This window comes from Xanthobacter aminoxidans (assembly GCF_023571765.1).
Classification (GTDB): Bacteria; Pseudomonadota; Alphaproteobacteria; order Rhizobiales; family Xanthobacteraceae; genus Xanthobacter; species Xanthobacter aminoxidans.
This window is the reverse complement of the sequence record NZ_JAMJXC010000003.1, coordinates 329,972-348,834: the sequence shown is the minus strand read 5'-3', so window position 1 is coordinate 348,834 and position 18,863 is coordinate 329,972. Positions and strand designations below refer to the sequence as shown.

Below are 18,863 nucleotides of genomic sequence, written 5' to 3'. Positions count from 1 at the left end.
GACGACGGCACAACGCCCCGCCGGCCCGAACTTCCGCCCGGGTCGGGGCACGATCACTTTTTCTGCGGGAAGTCTGAACGCCGCCTGTTGCGGCTCACTTCTTTTCCATCACGCACTGAAGCGGGTGCTGATGCTTGCGGGCGAAATCCATCACCTGAGTCACCTTGGTCTCGGCGACCTCGTAGGTGAAAACGCCGCATTCGCCGACGCCGTGGTGGTGGACGTGGAGCATGATACGGTTCGCCTCGTCCCGGTTCTTGCTGAAGAACCGCTCGAGCACGTGCACCACGAACTCCATGGGCGTGTAGTCGTCGTTGAGCAGCAGCACGCGATAAAGGCTCGGCCGCTTGGTCTGGGGCTTGGTGCGGGTGATGACGGCCGTGCCCGGTCCGTCGCCCTTGCGCGGCGGCTCGCCCGCCATGGCGCGCGGCAGCATGCGCGCAGACATCACGCGGGCCGACTGGGCGCCAGCCGGATGAGACGGATGGAAAGCGTGCTTCATGATCCTCGCGCCCTGTCGCGATCCCCGGCGGCAAGCCGGAGCCTCGGCGCAGCCGCTGACGGCTGGCAATCATAGAAAAATCGATGCGTCCGCGCCAGTACCGCAGTGCGCAAGGAGGACACCAAGCGCATGCGACCGTATGGACGTTCGGTCGGCTTCTATGTCGGGAGCAATGCTGACGAGCGCAAGGTCAGGTGCGCATATCCCGCGTGCGGCGCATTGATGCGCGGTCAGGGAGCCGGCGCGACCGGATCGTCACAGATGGGGGCGCCGGGGCGCGACGCGATACGAGCCCCCGGCGCGGAACCGGGAGGCCATCCCTGACGGGCCGGCCTCGCGGGATCATCCAGCCCCCGGCACGCAGTGCTGCGCGCCGGACGGGGCGAGCCTCAGGCCGCAAGCCCGAGGAATTTGCCTCAGCGGCCGAACTTGCCGAAGGAGGTCTCGAAGGGCTTGTAGCTCTCCTTCGCCAGCTCCGTGTAGAGCTCGCCGAGCTTGGTCGCCTGGGCGACGGCGCCCTCGTAGGCGGTCTTGAGGTAGGACTGCTGGATCTCGATGGCCTGCTCGAGGGTCTTGGCACCGAGCAGCTTCTCGAGGGCAGCGGTGCCCTGCTCGAAGGAAGCCTTGGTGTAATCGGCGATTTCCACCGCGATCGCCTGCGCGCTCTTGGAAAGCGTGCCGAAGCTCTTCATCGCGGCTTCGACATTGTCCTTGCTGAGCTTCTGGAGCTCTTCAGCGCCCTGAACCATTGGATGTCCCCTTTCGCGCCAGCAAACGCGCCGGCCTAGCGTCGAGTGGATTATGCCTCCGCTCAGTTGTGGATATTATGCACTGCACAATGAAAGTCAAGCGATATGGTGCACCGCACAATATGGCAGAGGCGCCCGGTTTACGCCTTGGTAACTCCGCGTTTTTAGGGTCAGGCACTGGTCGCTTCCCTGGACCTCCGGTGCGACGCACAAGCCTCTCACAAGGCTTCCCTGTCACATCGGTCTTCCGGAAAAGGGGCGGCGTCTGCGACCAGCGACACGGGACAAAAGTACATGCGTTACGCTCGCGGCGGTCTGCCACATTGCTCGAAAGCCCTTGCCCTTGCGGTGCTTGCGGCCTTCTCCCTGACGGCAACGGTGGCCGACGCGAAGCCGCGCAAGAAGACGCAGGTGGAGCGCAGCGCGAAGTCGTCCTCCAAGTCCGCGTCGAAGTCCGCATCCAAGTCGAAGCCGTCCTCCAATACCAAGACCGCTGCCGCTGCGGACCCGGACGGTGGTCGCTGGCGCTACGGCTCCGCCGCCATCATCGTGGACGGGAATACCGGCAAGGTGCTGTACGAAGAAAATTCGGACGCCCTGCGACATCCTGCCTCAGTCACCAAGATCATGACGCTTTACCTCCTGTTCGAGCAGCTGGAGGCCGGAAACCTTCGCCTTGACAGTAAGTTGGAGGTATCCGCGAAGGCGGCGTCGCAGCAGCCCTCCAAGCTCGGCATGAAGCCCGGCCAGACCATTGAAGTGGAAGACGCCATCAAGGCGATTGTCACCCGCTCGGCCAACGACGTGGCGGTGGTGATCGCGGAAAATCTCGCTGGCTCCGAGTCCGCCTTCGCCGAGGCGATGACCGAGAAGGCCCACGCCCTCGGCATGAGCCGCACGGTCTATCGCAATGCCTCCGGCCTGCCGAACGTGAACCAGGTGACGACAGCCCGCGACCTGTCCATCCTCGGCCGCGCCATCCAGGAGCGCTTCCCCAAGCAATACAAGTACTTCGCCACCCGTACCTTCTATTATCGCGGGCAGGCCATCGGCAATCACAACCGCCTGCTCGGCCGGATCGACGGCGTGGACGGCATCAAGACCGGCTACACCAATGCCTCGGGCTACAATCTCGTCACCTCGGTGAAGCGGGACGGCCGCTATCTCGTCGGTGTCGTGCTCGGCGGCTCCAGCGGCGGTTCGCGCGATGCGCGGATGACCAGCCTCATCAGCCAGAACCTGCCCACCGCCTATGCCGGCGGCCGGATCGCGCCGAAGATCACCGAAGTGGCCGACAACGCCTTCTCCATCAGCAAGCCCGGCACCTTCAACGCGCCCATGCCCATCGTCGCCGCCCGCGACGACGTCCAGCCCCATGCGGTGGCGCCGCTGCCGAAGCCGGCCGTAGTCGAGGCCAACGCCGAGCCGACCACCACCGCCTCCATCCCCGCCAAGCCCGCCGCGCGCACGGCCAATCAGACCGTCGCCGCAGCAGCGCCTTCGGCTCCCCTGCCCCAGGTGAAGCCCGGCTCGGCCGAGCCGATCAAGCCGGTGGCCGTGAAGACCGTCGCCATCCAGAAGCCCATCGCCGCCAACGTGGCTGCGGCGCCTGCCGCCGCCCCCGCCCCGGTCCAGGTGGCCTCCAACACCCAGTTCACCTCCGCTCCCTCGGGCGTCCTCGGCTATCTCGGCCCCTCCCGCCTTGCCCAGTCGCCGGCCGCCGCCGCCGCGACCGCCGCGGCCGAGGGCCGGGCCCATGCCAAGCCGCAGCAGGTCGCCGTGCGCACCGATGTGCCCGCTCCGGCCACCCCGCCGTCGGGCAAGGACAATTCACGGCTCGGCGCGCATGACGCAGCCGCCGAGCAGGCGATGCGCGCCGCGCGCATCGCCGCCATGGAGCCGGACGATCCCTATGCCCGCGCCCTGCGCGCCGCCCGTGAAGGCGTGGTGGACAACCGCGCCAACCCGCAGGCGGTCCAGGCGGCAAAGCCGGTGCGCACGGCCTCCCTCGCCCCGGTGGCCGAGCCCCAGCCCGCGCCTGCCGCAGCCCCCTCCCAGCGCAGCCACGTGCCGGCTTCCGCCAAGACCGGCTGGAGCATCCAGATCGGCGCGTTCGATGCCGAGCGTGCGGCCCGCACCAAGCTCGATGCCGCCCGCACGCGGGTGAAGTCGGCGCTGGCCGGCGCGGACCCCTACACCGAGAAGGTGACCAAGGGTTCGACCGAACTCTACCGCGCCCGCTTTGCCGGGTTCGATGAGAAGTCGGCCAAGGAAGCTTGTCGTTTACTCAAGCGTAACGATTTCGACTGCATGCCTATCAGGAATTGAAGTTCTGACAGAGAATCAGCGATGCTTGCGCAAGATCACGTCCTTCGCTCGGTTGATCCTCGCCGCGAGATAATCGGAGCCCCCATGATCGGGGTGGAGCTTCTTCATGAGGGAGCGGTGCGCCGCGCGGACAGCTTCCGCGCTCGCGCCCGGCTGAAGGCCAAGGATCTGATAGGCCTCCTCCTCGGGCATCGCAGCGTCCAGGCCACCGCCTCCGCCCATATCCCCCGCACCCGCGTTTCCCTGTGCGTTCTCACGCCAGGCGGGCGCCCGGCGGTCGAGATAAGCTTCGAGTAAGGCGAGCGACTGCGCATCGCACTGCGGGCGCAGCGCCACCAGGGAGGGGATGTCCAGCTCCTCCAGACGTCGCCCGGCATGGACCCCGGCAAGCACCGTTCCCCGCATGTCTCCGGTGGAATGGTCCAGTTCCATCTCGATCATCGCGGTGCGCACGCCCGAGGTTTTCGGTGCGCTCCGCCGTTTGAATAGCCCGCCGAGATAACCGCCGATCCCCTGCGGATCGAGCCGCCCCAGGAGGGCGATGCCCACCGCCCCGAGCGGAATCGCAATGCCGATCCGCCCTGTCACCAGAGCGCCTGCGGCCCCGAGAAGGGCGGCATAGGCCAGCGTCCGCATCATGGCGGCGATGAGGGCCTTCGGATCGGCTTTGGTCCAGACCGAAAGGCCATACAGGCCGATCAGCAACAGCAACGCACCGGCGACAAGGCTAATCACGCGGAACTCCGGATCGGGTCGCCGCGCCCCTGCGCCGGCGGGATGGTTTCGAAAGACGGGCGAAACGCCACCGGTCAGCGGCCCATGGCGGCGATGAGGCGCCGGGCGCCGTCGTCGCGGCGGGACGTCAGCGCCATCTGGCCGCCGGCCGCATAGGCGGCGACCGCCGCGAGCAATTGGCGAAGCTCGCCGGGGGCCGAGGGATCGAACCGACACCACGCGCCGCCTGTGACCTGCGCGAGGCCGCGGAAGACGTCTTCCACCCGCGCATCGTAGCCTTCCTGGAACATGAACAGCTTCACGCCGCGCAGGGCGAGCTGCCCCGCGGCCTCCTTCAGCTCCGCCGGGTCTTCCTCCACCGCGTCGCCGACAAAGACCGCGGCGCGCAGCCCCGAGCGCTCGGCTTCCTTGCCGAGATGGCCGAGGATGCGGTTGATCTGGGTGAGGCCGCCCATGCAGGAGATGCGCCGCATCAGCCCGCCCAGCGTCGCGGCATCGCGCACGAAGGGGGAGGCGCGGCACTCGTCCTGTCCGCGGTAGTAGACGATCTGCATGTCGAGCCCGCCATAGGCGGCGGCAGAGGCGAACATGTCCGCCTGGATGTCGCACGCGAGCGTCCAAGTGGGCTGGCGCGAACCGGTGGCATCGAGCGCGAAGGACAGCCGACCGCGGCCATCCGCGGGTCGGGCCGGCGGCATGCTGCGGGCCGCGGCCAGGAACGCCTCCACCTCGGCCGAACCGGAAACCGGAACCGATCCGGCGGCTTTGGTTTCCGCCAGTTTCCCCTTGCTGTCGTCGCGCGTGGCCATGCGTTCCTCTCTGTTCCCACACATAAGCCGCATCGAACGGCGCACCAAGGCCCTCACCCGACCATCCGCACGGCGGCAATGGCTTGAAGCGGACCGGCCCAGGGCCTATCTGCACCCCCCAGCGGCCGGGCGCCGTATCGAGGGGATGGGACGATGGCGACTTTGCCGAGGGTTGTGGGCCGGGTGCGCGAACTGAGGTCGGCGGTGGCCGGCTTCCGGGCCGAGGGCTCCAAGGTGGCGCTGGTGCCAACCATGGGCGCGCTGCATGTGGGTCACATGGCGCTCGCCGAGAAGGCGCGGGAACGCGCCGGCCGCACAGTCGTGTCGATCTTCGTCAATCCGGCCCAGTTCGCTCCGCACGAGGATTTCGACAAATATCCCCGCGCGCTGGAGGCGGACCTCACCAAGCTCGCTGAAGTCGGCGTCGATCTCGTCTATGCGCCCACATCGACCGAGATGTATCCGGCGGGCTTTGCGACCCGCATCAGCGTGGGCGGCCCCTCCGAAGGGCTGGAGACGGATTTCCGGCCCCACTTCTTCGGCGGCGTGGCAACCGTGGTGGGCAAGCTCTTCATCCAGTGCGCGCCCGACTACGCCATGTTCGGTGAGAAGGACTACCAGCAGCTCAAGGTGGTGACGCGACTGTCGAGGGATCTCGATCTCGGCGTCGAGGTGGTGCCGGTGCCGACCATCCGCGAGGAGGATGGCCTCGCCCTCTCCTCCCGGAACGCCTATCTCGACGAGGAGCAGCGCAAGATCGCCCCGGTGATCTATGCCGCGCTCACACGCGCCGCCGAGCAGATTCGCGCGGGAACGGAGCCGCAGGCGGCGGTGGATACTGCCTCCGGCATGATCTCCGCGCTCGGCCTCAAGGTGGACTATTTAGCGGCCCGCAACGCCGAGACCCTGGCGCCGCTCAAGGACGCCAAGGAGCCCATCCGCCTGCTCGCCGCCGCCTGGCTCGGCCAGACCCGGCTGATCGACAATATCCCGGTGTGACGCCCATGGGGGCGGTCTACACCGCGCCCATGTAGCTTGCCGCAAAGCCGATCACCACCAGCGCGAGGCCGACGGACAGGACCATGAGCATGCGTCCGGATGTGACGCCCTGCCTGGCCTTGGCAGCCGTCTTCACCGGCGCCCCGTCCAGCGTGCGCCCATCGGTGCGGTGGAATTCCACGTCCTCGCGGGCTTCCTTCGGATCTTGCATGGCGTTCTCCTGACGGTGTTGTGTTCCGTAAGGAGAACGCTTCCCGGCGCCATGGGTTTCCCCGTGGCGCCGGCGAAGGCTTCTAGCGTGCAGCCGCCTCGCGCATCCGGGCGAAGGCCTGGTCCAGGTCGGCCTTGAGGTCGGCGGTATCCTCGAGCCCGATGTGCACGCGCACCGCCGGCCCTTCCACCTCCCACCGCGTCGCGGTGCGGTAGTCCTTGCAGTCGAAGGGGATGGCGAGGCTCTCGTAGCCGCCCCAGGAATAGCCCATCCCGAACAGCGTCAGCGCATCGAAGAAGGCCGCAACCGCCTTCTCGGGCACCGGCTTCAGGATGAGGCTGAACAGGCCGCTGGCGCCGCAGAAGTCCCGCTTCCAGATGGCATGGCCGGGATCGGACGGCAGCGCGGGATGCAGCACGCGCGAGACTTCCGGCCGCGCGGCCAGCCACTCGGCCATCTCCAGCCCCGCCTTCTGGTGGTGGGCGAGCCGCACCGCCAGTGTGCGCAGGCCGCGGGCGGCGAGCGCGATGTCGTCGGGACCAACCGTCATGCCCAGCGCGCTGTAGGTGGAGCGCACCTTGCCGAGGGCGGAGCCGATGGCGGAGATGGTGCCGATGCTCACATCCGCGTGGCCGCAGATATATTTGGTGCCGGACTGGATGGAGATATCCACGCCGAAGGCATGGGGCTTGAAGAAGACCGGCGTCGCCCAGGTGTTGTCGATGAGGGTGGTGATTCCGCGCGCCTTCGCCACCGCGACGATGGCCGGCACATCCTGCATCTCGAAGCTCTGGGAGCCGGGCGACTCCAGGAAGATGGCCTTGGTGTTCGGCCGGATCAGCGCCGCGATGCCCGCGCCGATCAGCGGATCGTAATAGGTGGTCTCGACGCCGAGGCGGGCGAAGAGCCCGTCGCAGAAATTGCGGGTCGGCCGGTAGACACTGTCCACCACGAGCACGTGATCGCCGCTGCCGGCGACCGCGAGCAGCGCCGTCGTCACCGCCGACAGGCCGGACGGGGTGAGCACCACGCCGTCACCGCCTTCCAGCGCGGTGAGCGCCACCTGCAGGCTCTCGCTGGTGGGGTTGCCGTGGCGGCCGTAGGTGTAGCGCGCGCGATGGTGAATGAGGTCGTCGTAATTCGGGTAGAGCACGGTAGAGCCGCGCACCACCGGGGTGTTCACGAATCCGTCGAAGCGGCGGGGATCGCGGCCGGCATGGACGATCTTGGTGGCCGTGCCCCGCCCCTCGCCTGACGCTCCGTCTGCCCCGTGGTCATCCCTGCTTGCGTCCGACATGCGCATCTCCTGTGGTCACGGCAGCTTGCGACCGGCCGGCCGCTATTGACCGCTCCGCTGTGAGGGGTTGTGATGGGCGGGATAGACGGCCTTGATCCGTCCGTCGAGCCATCTCGTGCCGGATCGCGGCGGGAGGCGGCCGCGGCAGGGCTCGTCGTCGCGAAAAAAGGAACCTTCCGTGAAACGCATCCTCCTCGCAGCAGCAGGACTTCTGTCGCTGGCCGGTGCCGTGCAGGCCGCGACCCTCGACGACGTGAAGGCGAGAGGCGCCCTCAACTGCGGCGTGACGCAGGGCCTGCCCGGCTTCTCCAGCCCCAACGACAAGAATGAGTGGAGCGGGCTCGACGTGGACTTCTGCCGCGCCATCGCCGCCGGCATCTTCAACGATCCCACCAAGGTGAAGTTCACCCCCCTCTCCGCCAAGGACCGCTTCACGGCGTTGACCTCGGGCGCCATCGACGTGCTGTCGCGCAACACCACCTGGACCATGTCGCGCGACACCACCCTCGGCTTCAACTTCGCCGGCGTGATGTACTACGACGGCCAGGGCTTCCTCATCCGCAAGTCGGTGGGCCTGAAGTCCGCGAAGGAGCTGCAGGAAGCCTCCATCTGCGTGCAGACCGGCACGTCGAACGAGCTGAATGTGGGCGACTACTTCCGCGCCAACAACATGAAGTATCGCGAGGTCATCGCCTTCGCGACCCTCGACGAGACGGTGAAGGCCTATGAATCCGGCCGCTGCGACGTGTTCACCTCGGACAAGTCCCAGCTCGCCGCCGTGCGCCTCAAGCTCACCAACCCGGCCGACCACGTGCTGCTGCCCGAGACCATCTCCAAGGAGCCCCTCGGCCCGCTGGTGCGCCACGGCGACGACCAGTGGTTCGACCTCGTGAAGTGGACCTACTTCGCGCTGCTGAACTCGGAAGAGCTGGGTATCACCCAGAAGAACGTCGACGAGATGGTGAAGTCCGAGAATCCGGATATCAAGCGCCTGCTCGGCACCGACGGCAAGTATGGCGAGGGCATCGGCCTCACCCCCGACTGGGTGGTGCGCATCATCAAGGCGACCGGCAATTACGGCGAGATCTACGACCGCAATGTCGGCCCCGCCACCCCGCTCGGCATCGAGCGCGGCCTCAACAACCTCTGGACCAAGGGTGGCATCCAGTACGGCCCGCCGGTGCGCTGAGCGCATCCGGGGCCTGATGGCCCACGCCTTGCTTGAGAACTTGGCTTGAAGACGGGGCGGAGGACGCGGGCATCGTGCCCTCCGCCACCAAGAACACAGGCCAAAGGCCTGAGCTTTCGGGGGTTTCATGTCTGAAGTCAGCCCTGCCGCGCCGCCGCGGCCACGGGGCCGTCGCTGGTCCTGGACGGATCCCAAGCTGCGGTCCCAGGTGATCCAGATCACCGTCGCGGTCATTCTCCTCTGGTTGCTGTGGTCGTTCTATTCCAACGCCCAGTCCAACCTCTCCAGGCTCGGCATCGCCTCAGGCTTCGGCTTCCTCGACAATCGCGCCGGCTTCGCCATCAGCCAGTCGCTGGTCCCCTACAACGAATCCATGTCCTACGGCCGCGCCTTCCTGGTGGGCCTTCTCAACACGTTGCTGGTGGCCTTCCTTGGCATCATCCTCGCGACCCTCATCGGCTTCCTGATGGGTGTGGCCCGGCTGTCGAAGAACGTGGTCATCAAGGCGCTGGCCTCCGCCTATGTGGAGATCACGCGCAACCTGCCGCCGCTGTTCCAGATCATGTTCTGGTACCTTGCCGTGCTGGCCACCCTGCCGGGTCCGCGCCAAAGCTGGGGCTTCGGACTGCAACCGCTGCTGGGTGCCATCGGCTCGGGCCTGTCCTCCATCGGCCTCGGCTTCCTCGGCGGCCCGCTCTCGACCTATGCCGCCACCCTCGCCGCACCGGGCGTGTTCGTGAACAACCGTGGCCTCGTGGTGCCGCGCCCGATCTTCGAGGATGGCTCCATGGCCATCCTCTACGCCCTCATCGCCGCCTTGATCTTAAGCTTCCTGCTCGGCCGCTGGGCAAAGAAGCGGCGAGAGGCGACCGGGCATTTCTTCCCCGTCTTCTGGACCTCGCTCGGCCTCATCATCGTGCTGCCGCTCCTCGCTTCCGCGGCGATGGGCTTCCCGGTCGGCGTCGAGAAGCCGGAGCTGCGCGGCTTCAACTTCGTCGGCGGGCTGCGCGTCATCCCAGAATTCGTGTCGCTGCTGCTGGCGCTGTCCATCTATACCGGCGGCTTCATCGCCGAGATCGTGCGCTCGGGCATCCTCGCCGTGTCCAAGGGCCAGACCGAGGCGGCCCATTCGCTCGGCCTGCGCAACGGGCCGACGCTGCGCCTCGTCATCATCCCGCAGGCCATGCGGGTGATCGTGCCGCCTCTGACCAGCCAGTATCTCAACCTCACCAAGAACTCGTCGCTGGGCGTCGCGGTGGGCTATCCGGACCTGTTCGCCGTGTTCGCCGGCACCACGCTGAACCAGACCGGCCAGGCCATCGAGATCATCGCCATCATCATGGCGGTCTATCTCACCATCTCCATCGTCACCTCGACGATCATGGGCTGGTACAACAAGCGCGTCGCGCTGGTGGAGCGGTGACATGACGGACATCTCCGCCCCCCGCCCGTCCATCACCCCCGCGACGCCGTTCGTCTCGACGGCGTTCCACGAGCCGCAGCCGGCCCCGGTCGCGACCCGCGGCCCCATCCTGTGGGCCCGCCAGCATCTGTTCGGTTCGGTGCCGCAGGTGCTGCTCACCCTGTTCGGCATCTGGCTGCTCTATGTGACGGTGCCGCCGCTCATCAAATTCTTCCTCATCGATGCGGTGTGGACCGGCACGAACCGCGATGCCTGCCTCGCCGAGAAGCTCGGGCGGCCGGTGGGCGCCTGCTGGCCCTTCATCTGGGCCAAGCTCGACCAGCTGATCTACGGCTTCTACCCGGCCAGCGAGCGCTGGCGGGTGAATGTGGTCTACTGGCTCGGCGCCATCCTGCTGCTGCCGCTGCTGATCCAGAGCCTGCCCTACAAGAGGCTCAACGCGATTCTCTTCTTCGGCGTCTATCCGGTGGTGGCCTTCGTGCTGCTCACCGGCGGCAACCTCGATCTCCAGCGCTTCGTCCTCGGCTGGCTCGGTGTCGATTTCTCCACCATCGGCGGCGCGCAAGGCCTGCGGATCGGCTTCTGGATCGATTACGTCCTCTCCACCGTCCTACTGACGGCCATCGCCTACGGCATCTCCCGCTTCCTTGCGGGGCCGGAGGGCGGACGCTCGGCGGCGCAGACGACGCTCAGCGTGCTCGGCGTCCTTGCCGTGGTGCTGCTGGCGGTGGACATCGACACCGGCCTGCCGCAGGTCGAGACACGCCTGTGGGGCGGCCTGCTGGTAACGCTGGTGATCGCCGTCACCGGCATCACCGTGTCCCTGCCCTTCGGCATCCTCCTCGCCCTCGGCCGGCGCTCGCGCCTGCCGCTGGTGAAGTGGCTGTGCATCATCTTTATCGAGTTCTGGCGCGGCGTGCCGCTCATCACGGTGCTGTTCTTCGCCACCTACATGCTGCCGTTGTTCCTGCCCGGCCGCTTCACCATCGACGGACTGCTCAGGGCGCTGGTGGGCGTCGCCTTGTTCGCCTCGGCCTATATGGCGGAAGTGGTGCGCGGCGGCCTGCAGGCCATTCCCAAGGGCCAGTATGAGGGCGCCATGGCGGTGGGCCTGCGCTCGGGGCTGATGATGCGCCTCGTGGTCCTGCCGCAGGCGCTGAAGCTGGTGATCCCCGGCATCGTCAACAACTTCATCGGCCTGTTCAAGGATACGACGCTGGTGCTGATCGTCTCGATCTTCGACCTGCTCGGCTCCATGCGGGCGGCCTTCACCGACCCCAACTGGGCCTCGCCCACCACGCTGTTCACCGGTTTCGGCTTCGCCGGCATCATCTATTTCGTCTTCTGCTTCGGCATGTCCCGGTACTCGATGGCGCTGGAAAAGCGCCTCGACCGGGCGCACCGGCACTGAGAGGGGCAACACACGTGAGCGCAGATCCCATCATCGCCGCCGACGAGGCCACCGCCCCCAAGATCGCCGTCGAGATGACCGGCGTGAACAAATGGTACGGCGACTTCCACGTCCTCAGGGACGTGAACCTGACCGTGGAGCGGGGCGAACGCCTCGTCATCTGCGGCCCGTCCGGCTCGGGCAAGTCCACCCTCATCCGCTGCATCAACCGTCTGGAGGAGCACCAGAAGGGCCGCATCGTGGTGGATGGCATCGAGCTGACCGACGACCTCAAGCGCATCGACGAGGTGCGCCGCGAGGTGGGCATGTGCTTCCAGCACTTCAACCTGTTCCCGCACCTCACCATCCTCGAGAACTGCACGCTTGCCCCCATGTGGGTGCGCAAGATGCCGAAGAAGGAGGCCGAGGATCTGGCGATGCACTTCCTCGAGAAGGTGAAGATCCCGCACCAGGCGCACAAATATCCCGGCCAGCTCTCCGGCGGCCAGCAGCAGCGCGTGGCCATCGCCCGCGCGCTCTGCATGCGCCCGCGCATCATGCTGTTCGACGAGCCCACCTCCGCCCTCGACCCTGAAATGGTGAAGGAGGTGCTGGACACCATGGTCTCCCTCGCCCAGGACGGCATGACCATGCTGTGCGTCACCCATGAGATGGGCTTTGCCCGTCAGGTGGCGAACCGGGTGATCTTCATGGATGCCGGGCAGATCGTGGAGATGAACGAGCCCAACGCCTTCTTCTCCAACCCGCAGCACGAGCGCACCAAGCTCTTCCTCAGCCAGATCCTGCACTGAGGCAAAGGCACTTCCCGCGATATGCCGCGGCCCTCCGGCCACACCGGAGGGCCGGAGCTTCGGTCGGTTGCGATTTCGGTCGGTTGCGGCTTGGAAAGACGCGGCCTACGTCACCGCGCGGTTCGCCCGCCGCTCGCGCAGGGCGAACTGCAGGTTGCGGATGTAGATGAAGGTGGAGAGCGCCTGCCCGGCGATGAACACCGGGTCCTTGCGGTAGATGGCATAGACCAGCAGCAGCGAGCCGCCGCCAAGGGAAAAGGTCCAGAACGCAAAGGGGATGACCGAGCGCTGCGCCCGCTCGCTGGCGATCCACTGCACCACGAAGCGCATGGTGAACATGAACTGCGCCACGAGGCCCAGCGCCACCCACCAGTCGAACTGGTCGATGAACACCTCGGTCATGTAGCGACCGATCTGCGACAGATAATAGACCATCAGCCGCGCTCCACCACTTTCGGCGGGCGGCGACGGCGGACCAGCCAGAACACGCCGAACATGTCGATGATTCCGACCCCCAGGCGGTTCCAGAACCCGTACTTCGATACGCCGTGCCAGCGCTCGCGATCCACCACCTTCACGGTGAGGATCTCATGGCCGTCGCGCCGCACCAGCGCCGCCATGAAGCGATGCTGGCCGTCGAACATGGGCAGGCGCAGCTGCACCTCCCGTCGCACCACCTTGAGGCCGCAGCCGGTGTCGCGCGAACCGTCGTTGAGCAGAGAGCGACGGACCCGGTTGGCGAGGCGCGACTGGAAGCGCTTGAAGCCGGTGTCCTTGCGCCCCTGACGCTCGCCCTGCACCATGCCGATGCTTGGCCCGCCCGCGTCCATGACGCGGACCATCTCGGGCAGATAGGCGGGGTCGTTCTGGCCATCGCCGTCGAGCAGCAGGAGAAGGTCGCCCTTGGCCGCCCACGCGCCGGTCTCGACGCCGGCCGACTTCCCGCAGGCCTTCGCATGCACCACGATGCGCAGATAGGGCCGCGTCTGCTGCGCCAGCCGAAGATTGGCGAGGGTGGCGTCGGTGGAGCCGTCATCCACGAAGATCAGCTCGAACGGTTCGAACGACAGCGCCGTATCGATCTCTTCGATCAGCGGCAGCACGTTGTCCGCCTCGTCCTTGACGGCGATCACCACCGACAGCCGCGGGGCCGCAGGGGTTTCGGAAGAAAGGGAAGTCAAGGTCTCGCCTCTTGGGCTGGAACGGCTGTGCTCATGTCTTGCGGCGGCGGGAGGGATGCTCCAGCCCGCGCGGGATTGACGGGAGCGAGGAGCCGCGCGAGCCGTCGCGCGGACGGCCCCGCCATGGGCACGATCGCCCCGCCCGCGTCAACCGCGAAGACGACGCGGCGGGCAGCGAACAGCTTGACCGTCCACAAGGCCGCAGCGGTCCCCAGCACCGCGCCGGCCACCACGTCGCTCGGATAATGGGAGCTGAGCACGATACGGGTCGCGGCAATGGGAAAGGCCGCCACGAGGAGGATCGTCCGCGCCCGCGGGAACAAGGCGGCGAACGCAACCGCGGCCGCGAAGGTGGTGGTGGCATGGCCTGAGGGGAACGAGGCGAAGCTCGATTTCCAGATCATGACATCGAACGTCATCTCCGGGCTCGGCCCCTTGATGTGCATGGCGGCATGCGGGCGGGCCCGGCCGAGGCTGTGCTTGACGATGGCCACCAGCAGCCCCACCGGCGCAATGGCGAGGAACAGGAAGCCGAGGCGCGCGGCGACGCTGGCCGCGATACGCCGGGTCATCTCGTCACCCGCGTGGGTGAGCATCAACGCATAGGCGAGGCCGATGCCGAGCGGCCACAGCACCACCCCGCTGAAGCCGAGGTCGGTGACACGATCGCTCATGACGACGAGCCAGGACGGGGCCTTGAGCCTGAGGCCGAGGGTGAGCGGGTCGACCAGCAGCATCAGTGCGGCGACCACGCCGACCGTCAGCGCCGCGAGCGCCAGCGCCTCCCAGCGCCCGAGAAATCCAAGGCGCGGGCGCGGCACGCCGATGCGGCGCCCGCGCAGATAGGCGAGCCCGCGTCCGATGGAGATGACGAGCAGGCGGACGGCTTCTCCCACCCACCGCAACCCTGCGGCGAACGAACCGGACGGAGCCGCGCCGGTGCCGGCCTCCGGGCTCACGGGGCGGCCTCATCGGAGCGGAACACCGTGATGGAGGTGGATCGCCCGCCGTTGTAGGTGAAGCCGGAGATGGTCGCGACCGCGTGATACTTCAGGGCGAGCAGGCCCGCGTGCCGCTCGAAGGCGGGGGTAAAGCGCGCATCCATGAAGGCGAGGGCGCAGCCGCCCTTCTTCAGCAGCGCCGCCGCCTCGTTGGGCAGGACGTAGTTGATCTGCGTCCCCACCAGGAAGACGAGGCTCGGTTCCTGATAGGGGAAGGACGCGACCTTGGCGGCCGGGCAGCCCTGCTGCTTCACCACGGCGGCGAGGCGCTCGGAAATCCACAGCGCCCGCATCTGCGGCAGCATGGTCTGCCAGACGGCGAGATAGAGCACCATGGCGCCGGCCAGGGCAGTGAGGAACGCCCCCTCGATGCCGACCCGCGGGAACGCCCGCGCCGCCCACCACAGAAGCATGGCGCCCAGCAGCAGCAGCGGCCACGCAGCGAGGCCGAAGCCGCTGCCGAAATAGAGGTAGGCCCCGCCCAGCCCCAGCGCCACCGCAATGGCGAGCCCCGGCCAGATCCACACCAGCCCGGCCAGTCGCGAGCCCGCCTGAACCAGCCCGCCCCGCTCGACGACGAGGGCCGAGAGGATCGCCAGCGCCGGATAGACCGGCAGCACATAGTGCGGGAGCTTGGTGACGGCGATCTCGAACACCACCCAGCTGGGCACCAGCCAGCACAGCAGAAAGCGCTCCGCCTGCCCGCGCCGGTGGCGCCAGACATAGGGCGCCGCCATTGCGGCAACCACGATGGACGGCCAGAACGTGCCCCATGCGGCGAGGAAATAGGTGCCCGGCGGGCCCCAGTGGCCTTCCGCGCCTTCGGCCACCTTGCCCATCATGTCGACGCCGACGGCCAGCTGGTAGAAGGCGCCGTTGGTGAGGAGGTAGATGGCGACAAACCACGGCAGCACCAGCAACAGGCACCACAGCAGGCCCGCAAGGGGCTTCAGCGGCCGCAGGAAGGCGCCGGAGCGGTCCGCGATGGCGAGCGCGGCGATGGCGGGGCCGATGAACAGCGGAGCCACCGGCCCCTTCACGAGGATGCCGGCCGCAAGAGCGGTCCAGAAGATGAAGGCGAGGGTCCAGTCGGCCTGACGCGCCTCGGGCGGGCGGACATAGGCCCGCGCCAGCGCCCCGAAGCAGGCGAGGATGGTGAAGAGCAAAACCGCGTCGGTCTTGGCAAGCCGCGCTTCCACCCCCAGCAGCACGCATCCCGCCATCATGAGGGATGCGAACAGCGCGCCGCGTCGGGAGAGGAAGACGAGGGCCGTCCAGTAGGTGAGCAGCACCGCGCCGATGGCGGCGACCAGCGACGGCAGGCGGTAAAGCCAGATGGAGGTGCGGGCGGACGGACCGATCACCGCCTCGCCGGCTTTCACCGTCGCGGCTTGCAACCAGTAGATGCCGATCGGCTTCTTGTAGCGGACCTGGGTGTGGAAGCGGATATCAACGTAATTGCCGCTCTCCAGCATTTGCTTCGTCGCCTGGGCGAAGCGCGCCTCGTCGCGATCGACGGGCGGGAGGCTGAAGAAGCCCGGCAGAAACGTGATGAGGGCGACCACCACCAGCAGCAGCACGGCACGGCCATGACGCGCCGACGCCGTGTCGAGGATCCCCACGAGGCGCTGCGGCAGGTCAAGATCGAACGCCCGCCGGTCGTCGGATGCGGGCTGTGAGATGGCCATGCTTCGGTCTGGATCCGCTCGAATTGGGCGCGGACAATAGCAGAAACGCCCGTGCCGAAAAGGACCGGACGGTCGTGCGCGAAAGCCGCCTTCCGCCGGGGCGCCTCCTCATGAAGAGCAAACGCGGCGAAGGAATGGCACCGGCCAAGCTCAAGCGGACAGCAGCGTCAGATGAGATCGAAGCTTGGGCTGCGCTATTTGGTCAGGATTAGCTTGTTCTGCGCCGTGAGCCGCAACTGATACGTGTGCTCGCCGTGGGCGATCGTCACCAGCCGCCCGGCCGCGAACAGGTCCCGGCTGTCGAGCTGCGCGTCCACCATGGGGATGGTCCGGCAGGTTTCATCCGCAGGACGATAGGTCCACTCACCACCGGCCTTGTCGTTATCGAGATGAGCGCTCCCGTGTTCGTACCTGTTCATTTTGAATCGCTCCAGATCCGGGCGCGGGCCACGACCAATGCTGACGGTCGCGGCTCACTTTAGAAGCATTCAATACTTGAATACCACTGACTTATCCTTGAGTAATGCATGCGGCCTCCGCGATCAATCCCCGCGAAGCACGTGATGTACTGGACGCGCGGCTTCGCGCCCGCAGCTTCCGCTGCGTTCGTTCCGGCCGGCCCGATGATGGCTTGGGGACGGTGCGCGAGGGCGCGTCAGAAGGCCTTGAAGGTGATGATGGTGCGGGTGTCCTGGATACCCGGAATGGTCTGCACCTTCTGGTTCACGTAGTGGCCGATGTCGGTGCCGGGCTCCACATAGAACTTCACCAGCAGGTCGAACTCGCCGGCCGTGGAATAGATCTCGGAGGCGATCTCCGCATTGGCGAGGGCATCAGCCACCTCGTAGGACTTCCCGAGCTGGCATTTGATCTGGACGAAGAAGGGAACCACGGCGTGCTCCGCTGGCGGCGGGATCGGAAGGCCCTCGCGGGCCGCGCCAAGGTGGACAAATCCGCCGGGACTGGCAAGGGTGGCGGCTCGATCATCCCTGCCCCACCGGAGCCTCACCGCGTCCATGAGCCGGCCCATTCCCATCGCCCTCACCATCGCCGGCTCGGATTCCAGCGGCGGCGCCGGCATCCAGGCGGACCTGAAGACCTTTTCCGCGCTTGGCGTCTACGGCGCCAGCGTCATCACCGCGCTCACGGCGCAGAACACGACGGGCGTCAGCGCCATCCACGACGTGCCGGACGATTTCATCGCCGCGCAGATGGATGCCGTGTTTTCCGATCTCGCGGTGAAGGCGGTGAAGATCGGCATGCTGTCGCGCCCGGGCGCCATCCGCACGGTGGCGGAGGGGCTCAAGCGCCACAAGGCGCGGCCGGTGGTGCTCGATCCGGTCATGGTCGCGGCCTCGGGGGCGCGGCTCCTGAGCGACGATTCGCTGAACGACCTGCGCACCATCCTCATTCCCGCCGCCGATCTCATCACGCCGAACCTGCCGGAGGCCGGCGCGCTGCTCGGCCTTGAGGCCGCGCACACGGAAGAGGAGATGCAGCGCCAGGGCGCGGCCCTGCTGGCGCTCGGCGCCCGTGCCGTTCTCATGAAAGGCGGACACGGCGAGGGGCCGGAGAGCGTGGACCTCCTCGTCACGCCAGCCGGCACACAGCGCTTCACCGCCCCGCGCCATGCCACCCGGAACACCCACGGCACCGGCTGCACCCTTTCGTCCGCCATCGCCGCGGGGCTCGCTTCCGGGCTCGGACTGTCTGAGGCGGTGGAGAAGGCCAAGGCCTACATCACCGGCGCCATCGCCGCCGCCGACCGCCTCGACGTGGGTGCCGGCCAAGGCCCGGTGCATCACTTCTTCCAGCTCTGGCGCAACTAGAACGCGGAAAAACGCTCCTTTGCCTTACGTCCCCTTCCCTCCCGCGCGCCCGGACGGTAACGTCCGCTGAAGCGAACGCTCGTTCGGTTGAAAGGATATTGGGGCATGGCCGTCAGGGAACGCGGGGGCAGCTCTCTCGAAACCGGCGCGCAGGTGATTACCGGGCAGCTGGGCAAGACCATCCAGCGCCTGCGCAAGGCCTACAACCTCTCCTTGTCGGACCTTGCCGAGCAGTCCGGCGTGGCGAAGTCCATCATCAGCCAGATCGAGCGCAACGAGACCAATCCGACGCTGGCCACCGTGTGGCGCCTGTCGCAGGCGCTCGACATGTCGGTGGAGCGGGTGCTCGCCTCCTCCGACGATGCGCCCTTCGTGGAGAAGCTCTCCCGCGCCGACACGCCGATCCTGCTCTCCGAAGACGGGCTGGTGCGCCTGTCCATCATCGGCTGGATCAAGACGGTGGAGTGGCTCCAGTATTACGACATGGAGGCCGCACCCGGCGGGGAGCTCGATTCGGACGGGCACCAGCGCGGGTCCGTGGAATGCCTCACGGTCATATCCGGCACGCTGGAAGTGGACGTGGCGGGCCAGGTGGAGACGGTGAAGGAAGGCGAGACGGTGCGCTACCGCTGCGACCGCCGCCATGTCATCCGCAACCGAAGCGGCGCGCCTGCCCGCGCCTTCATGGTGTGCCTGCTCAAGGCCGCGGTTCTGGAGTGA

At 67.3% G+C, this 18,863-nt stretch carries 20 protein-coding genes; 8 read left to right on the top strand and 12 right to left on the bottom strand.

Going from position 1 to position 18,863, the window contains the following annotated elements; translation table 11 throughout:
• Positions 1 to 94: 94 nt before the first annotated feature.
• On the bottom strand, positions 95 to 448 hold the full coding sequence (gene clpS, locus EJ105_RS07085; protein ID WP_394041704.1) for an ATP-dependent Clp protease adapter ClpS: 354 nt from the start codon (positions 446 to 448) through the stop codon (positions 95 to 97).
• Between the two features lie 470 nt (positions 449 to 918).
• A complete protein-coding gene (locus tag EJ105_RS07080) occupies positions 919 to 1,251 on the bottom strand; it encodes a phasin family protein (RefSeq protein WP_024278856.1) in 333 nt (110 codons plus the stop codon).
• A 294-nt stretch (positions 1,252 to 1,545) separates the two neighbouring features.
• On the opposite strand from EJ105_RS07080, the gene EJ105_RS07075 reads away from it, so the two are divergent.
• Positions 1,546 to 3,579: a D-alanyl-D-alanine carboxypeptidase gene (locus EJ105_RS07075; protein WP_250165759.1), complete on the top strand. Its 2,034-nt coding sequence runs from the start codon at positions 1,546 to 1,548 to the stop codon at positions 3,577 to 3,579.
• A 15-nt stretch (positions 3,580 to 3,594) separates the two neighbouring features.
• Here EJ105_RS07075 and EJ105_RS07070 read toward each other — a convergent pair whose 3' ends face one another.
• Complete coding sequence (locus EJ105_RS07070; protein ID WP_250165758.1) at positions 3,595 to 4,314, bottom strand: DnaJ domain-containing protein; 720 nt, start codon at positions 4,312 to 4,314, stop codon at positions 3,595 to 3,597.
• Between the two features lie 74 nt (positions 4,315 to 4,388).
• On the bottom strand, positions 4,389 to 5,123 hold the full coding sequence (locus tag EJ105_RS07065) for a VWA domain-containing protein (protein ID WP_250165757.1): 735 nt from the start codon (positions 5,121 to 5,123) through the stop codon (positions 4,389 to 4,391).
• 153 nt (positions 5,124 to 5,276) lie between these two features.
• Between EJ105_RS07065 and panC the strand changes: the two genes are divergently transcribed.
• The gene (panC, locus tag EJ105_RS07060; RefSeq protein WP_250165756.1) at positions 5,277 to 6,122 is read left to right on the top strand and encodes a pantoate--beta-alanine ligase; all 846 of its coding nucleotides are present in this window, start codon (positions 5,277 to 5,279) and stop codon (positions 6,120 to 6,122) included.
• A 16-nt stretch (positions 6,123 to 6,138) separates the two neighbouring features.
• Here panC and EJ105_RS07055 read toward each other — a convergent pair whose 3' ends face one another.
• Both EJ105_RS07055 and metC read right to left on the bottom strand, forming a co-directional pair.
• Complete coding sequence (locus EJ105_RS07055; protein WP_250165755.1) at positions 6,139 to 6,333, bottom strand: hypothetical protein; 195 nt, start codon at positions 6,331 to 6,333, stop codon at positions 6,139 to 6,141.
• Positions 6,334 to 6,415: 82 nt separating this feature from the next.
• Entirely contained in the window at positions 6,416 to 7,630 is a 1,215-nt protein-coding gene (gene metC, locus EJ105_RS07050; protein WP_250165754.1) for a cystathionine beta-lyase, read from the bottom strand.
• A gap of 178 nt (positions 7,631 to 7,808) precedes the next feature.
• Between metC and EJ105_RS07045 the strand changes: the two genes are divergently transcribed.
• The 4 genes from EJ105_RS07045 (at position 7,809) to EJ105_RS07030 (ending at position 12,444) form a co-directional block, all read left to right on the top strand.
• Complete coding sequence (locus EJ105_RS07045) at positions 7,809 to 8,819, top strand: amino acid ABC transporter substrate-binding protein (RefSeq protein ID WP_024278849.1); 1,011 nt, start codon at positions 7,809 to 7,811, stop codon at positions 8,817 to 8,819.
• Positions 8,820 to 8,946: 127 nt separating this feature from the next.
• The gene (locus tag EJ105_RS07040; protein ID WP_029558682.1) at positions 8,947 to 10,242 is read left to right on the top strand and encodes an amino acid ABC transporter permease; all 1,296 of its coding nucleotides are present in this window, start codon (positions 8,947 to 8,949) and stop codon (positions 10,240 to 10,242) included.
• Between the two features lies 1 nt (position 10,243).
• Entirely contained in the window at positions 10,244 to 11,653 is a 1,410-nt protein-coding gene (locus EJ105_RS07035) for an amino acid ABC transporter permease (RefSeq protein WP_029558683.1), read from the top strand.
• A 74-nt stretch (positions 11,654 to 11,727) separates the two neighbouring features.
• Complete coding sequence (locus EJ105_RS07030) at positions 11,728 to 12,444, top strand: amino acid ABC transporter ATP-binding protein (RefSeq protein ID WP_155982441.1); 717 nt, start codon at positions 11,728 to 11,730, stop codon at positions 12,442 to 12,444.
• Between the two features lie 105 nt (positions 12,445 to 12,549).
• Here the strand turns inward: EJ105_RS07030 and EJ105_RS07025 are convergent, their stop codons facing one another.
• The 6 genes from EJ105_RS07025 to EJ105_RS07000 form a co-directional block, all read right to left on the bottom strand.
• Positions 12,550 to 12,879, bottom strand: coding sequence for a lipid-A-disaccharide synthase N-terminal domain-containing protein (locus EJ105_RS07025; protein WP_029558685.1), 330 nt, complete (start codon positions 12,877 to 12,879; stop codon positions 12,550 to 12,552).
• The gene (locus tag EJ105_RS07020; protein ID WP_250165753.1) at positions 12,879 to 13,625 is read right to left on the bottom strand and encodes a glycosyltransferase; all 747 of its coding nucleotides are present in this window, start codon (positions 13,623 to 13,625) and stop codon (positions 12,879 to 12,881) included. Before EJ105_RS07020 ends, EJ105_RS07025 begins: the two co-directional genes overlap by 1 nt.
• On the bottom strand, positions 13,622 to 14,584 hold the full coding sequence (locus EJ105_RS27975) for a phosphatase PAP2 family protein (RefSeq protein ID WP_250165752.1): 963 nt from the start codon (positions 14,582 to 14,584) through the stop codon (positions 13,622 to 13,624). Before EJ105_RS27975 ends, EJ105_RS07020 begins: the two co-directional genes overlap by 4 nt.
• On the bottom strand, positions 14,581 to 16,314 hold the full coding sequence (locus tag EJ105_RS07010) for an ArnT family glycosyltransferase (protein WP_250165751.1): 1,734 nt from the start codon (positions 16,312 to 16,314) through the stop codon (positions 14,581 to 14,583). Before EJ105_RS07010 ends, EJ105_RS27975 begins: the two co-directional genes overlap by 4 nt.
• A gap of 194 nt (positions 16,315 to 16,508) precedes the next feature.
• Positions 16,509 to 16,733, bottom strand: a complete 225-nt coding sequence (hemP, locus tag EJ105_RS07005; RefSeq protein WP_024278841.1) for a hemin uptake protein HemP — start codon at positions 16,731 to 16,733, stop codon at positions 16,509 to 16,511.
• Positions 16,734 to 16,969: 236 nt separating this feature from the next.
• Positions 16,970 to 17,206 (bottom strand): Lrp/AsnC ligand binding domain-containing protein, encoded by a 237-nt coding sequence (locus EJ105_RS07000; RefSeq protein WP_024278840.1) that lies wholly within the window; start codon positions 17,204 to 17,206, stop codon positions 16,970 to 16,972.
• Between the two features lie 124 nt (positions 17,207 to 17,330).
• On the opposite strand from EJ105_RS07000, the gene thiD reads away from it, so the two are divergent.
• Positions 17,331 to 18,143, top strand: a complete 813-nt coding sequence (gene thiD, locus EJ105_RS06995; RefSeq protein ID WP_250165750.1) for a bifunctional hydroxymethylpyrimidine kinase/phosphomethylpyrimidine kinase — start codon at positions 17,331 to 17,333, stop codon at positions 18,141 to 18,143.
• A gap of 105 nt (positions 18,144 to 18,248) precedes the next feature.
• Positions 18,249 to 18,863, top strand: a complete 615-nt coding sequence (locus EJ105_RS06990) for a helix-turn-helix domain-containing protein (RefSeq protein WP_250165749.1) — start codon at positions 18,249 to 18,251, stop codon at positions 18,861 to 18,863.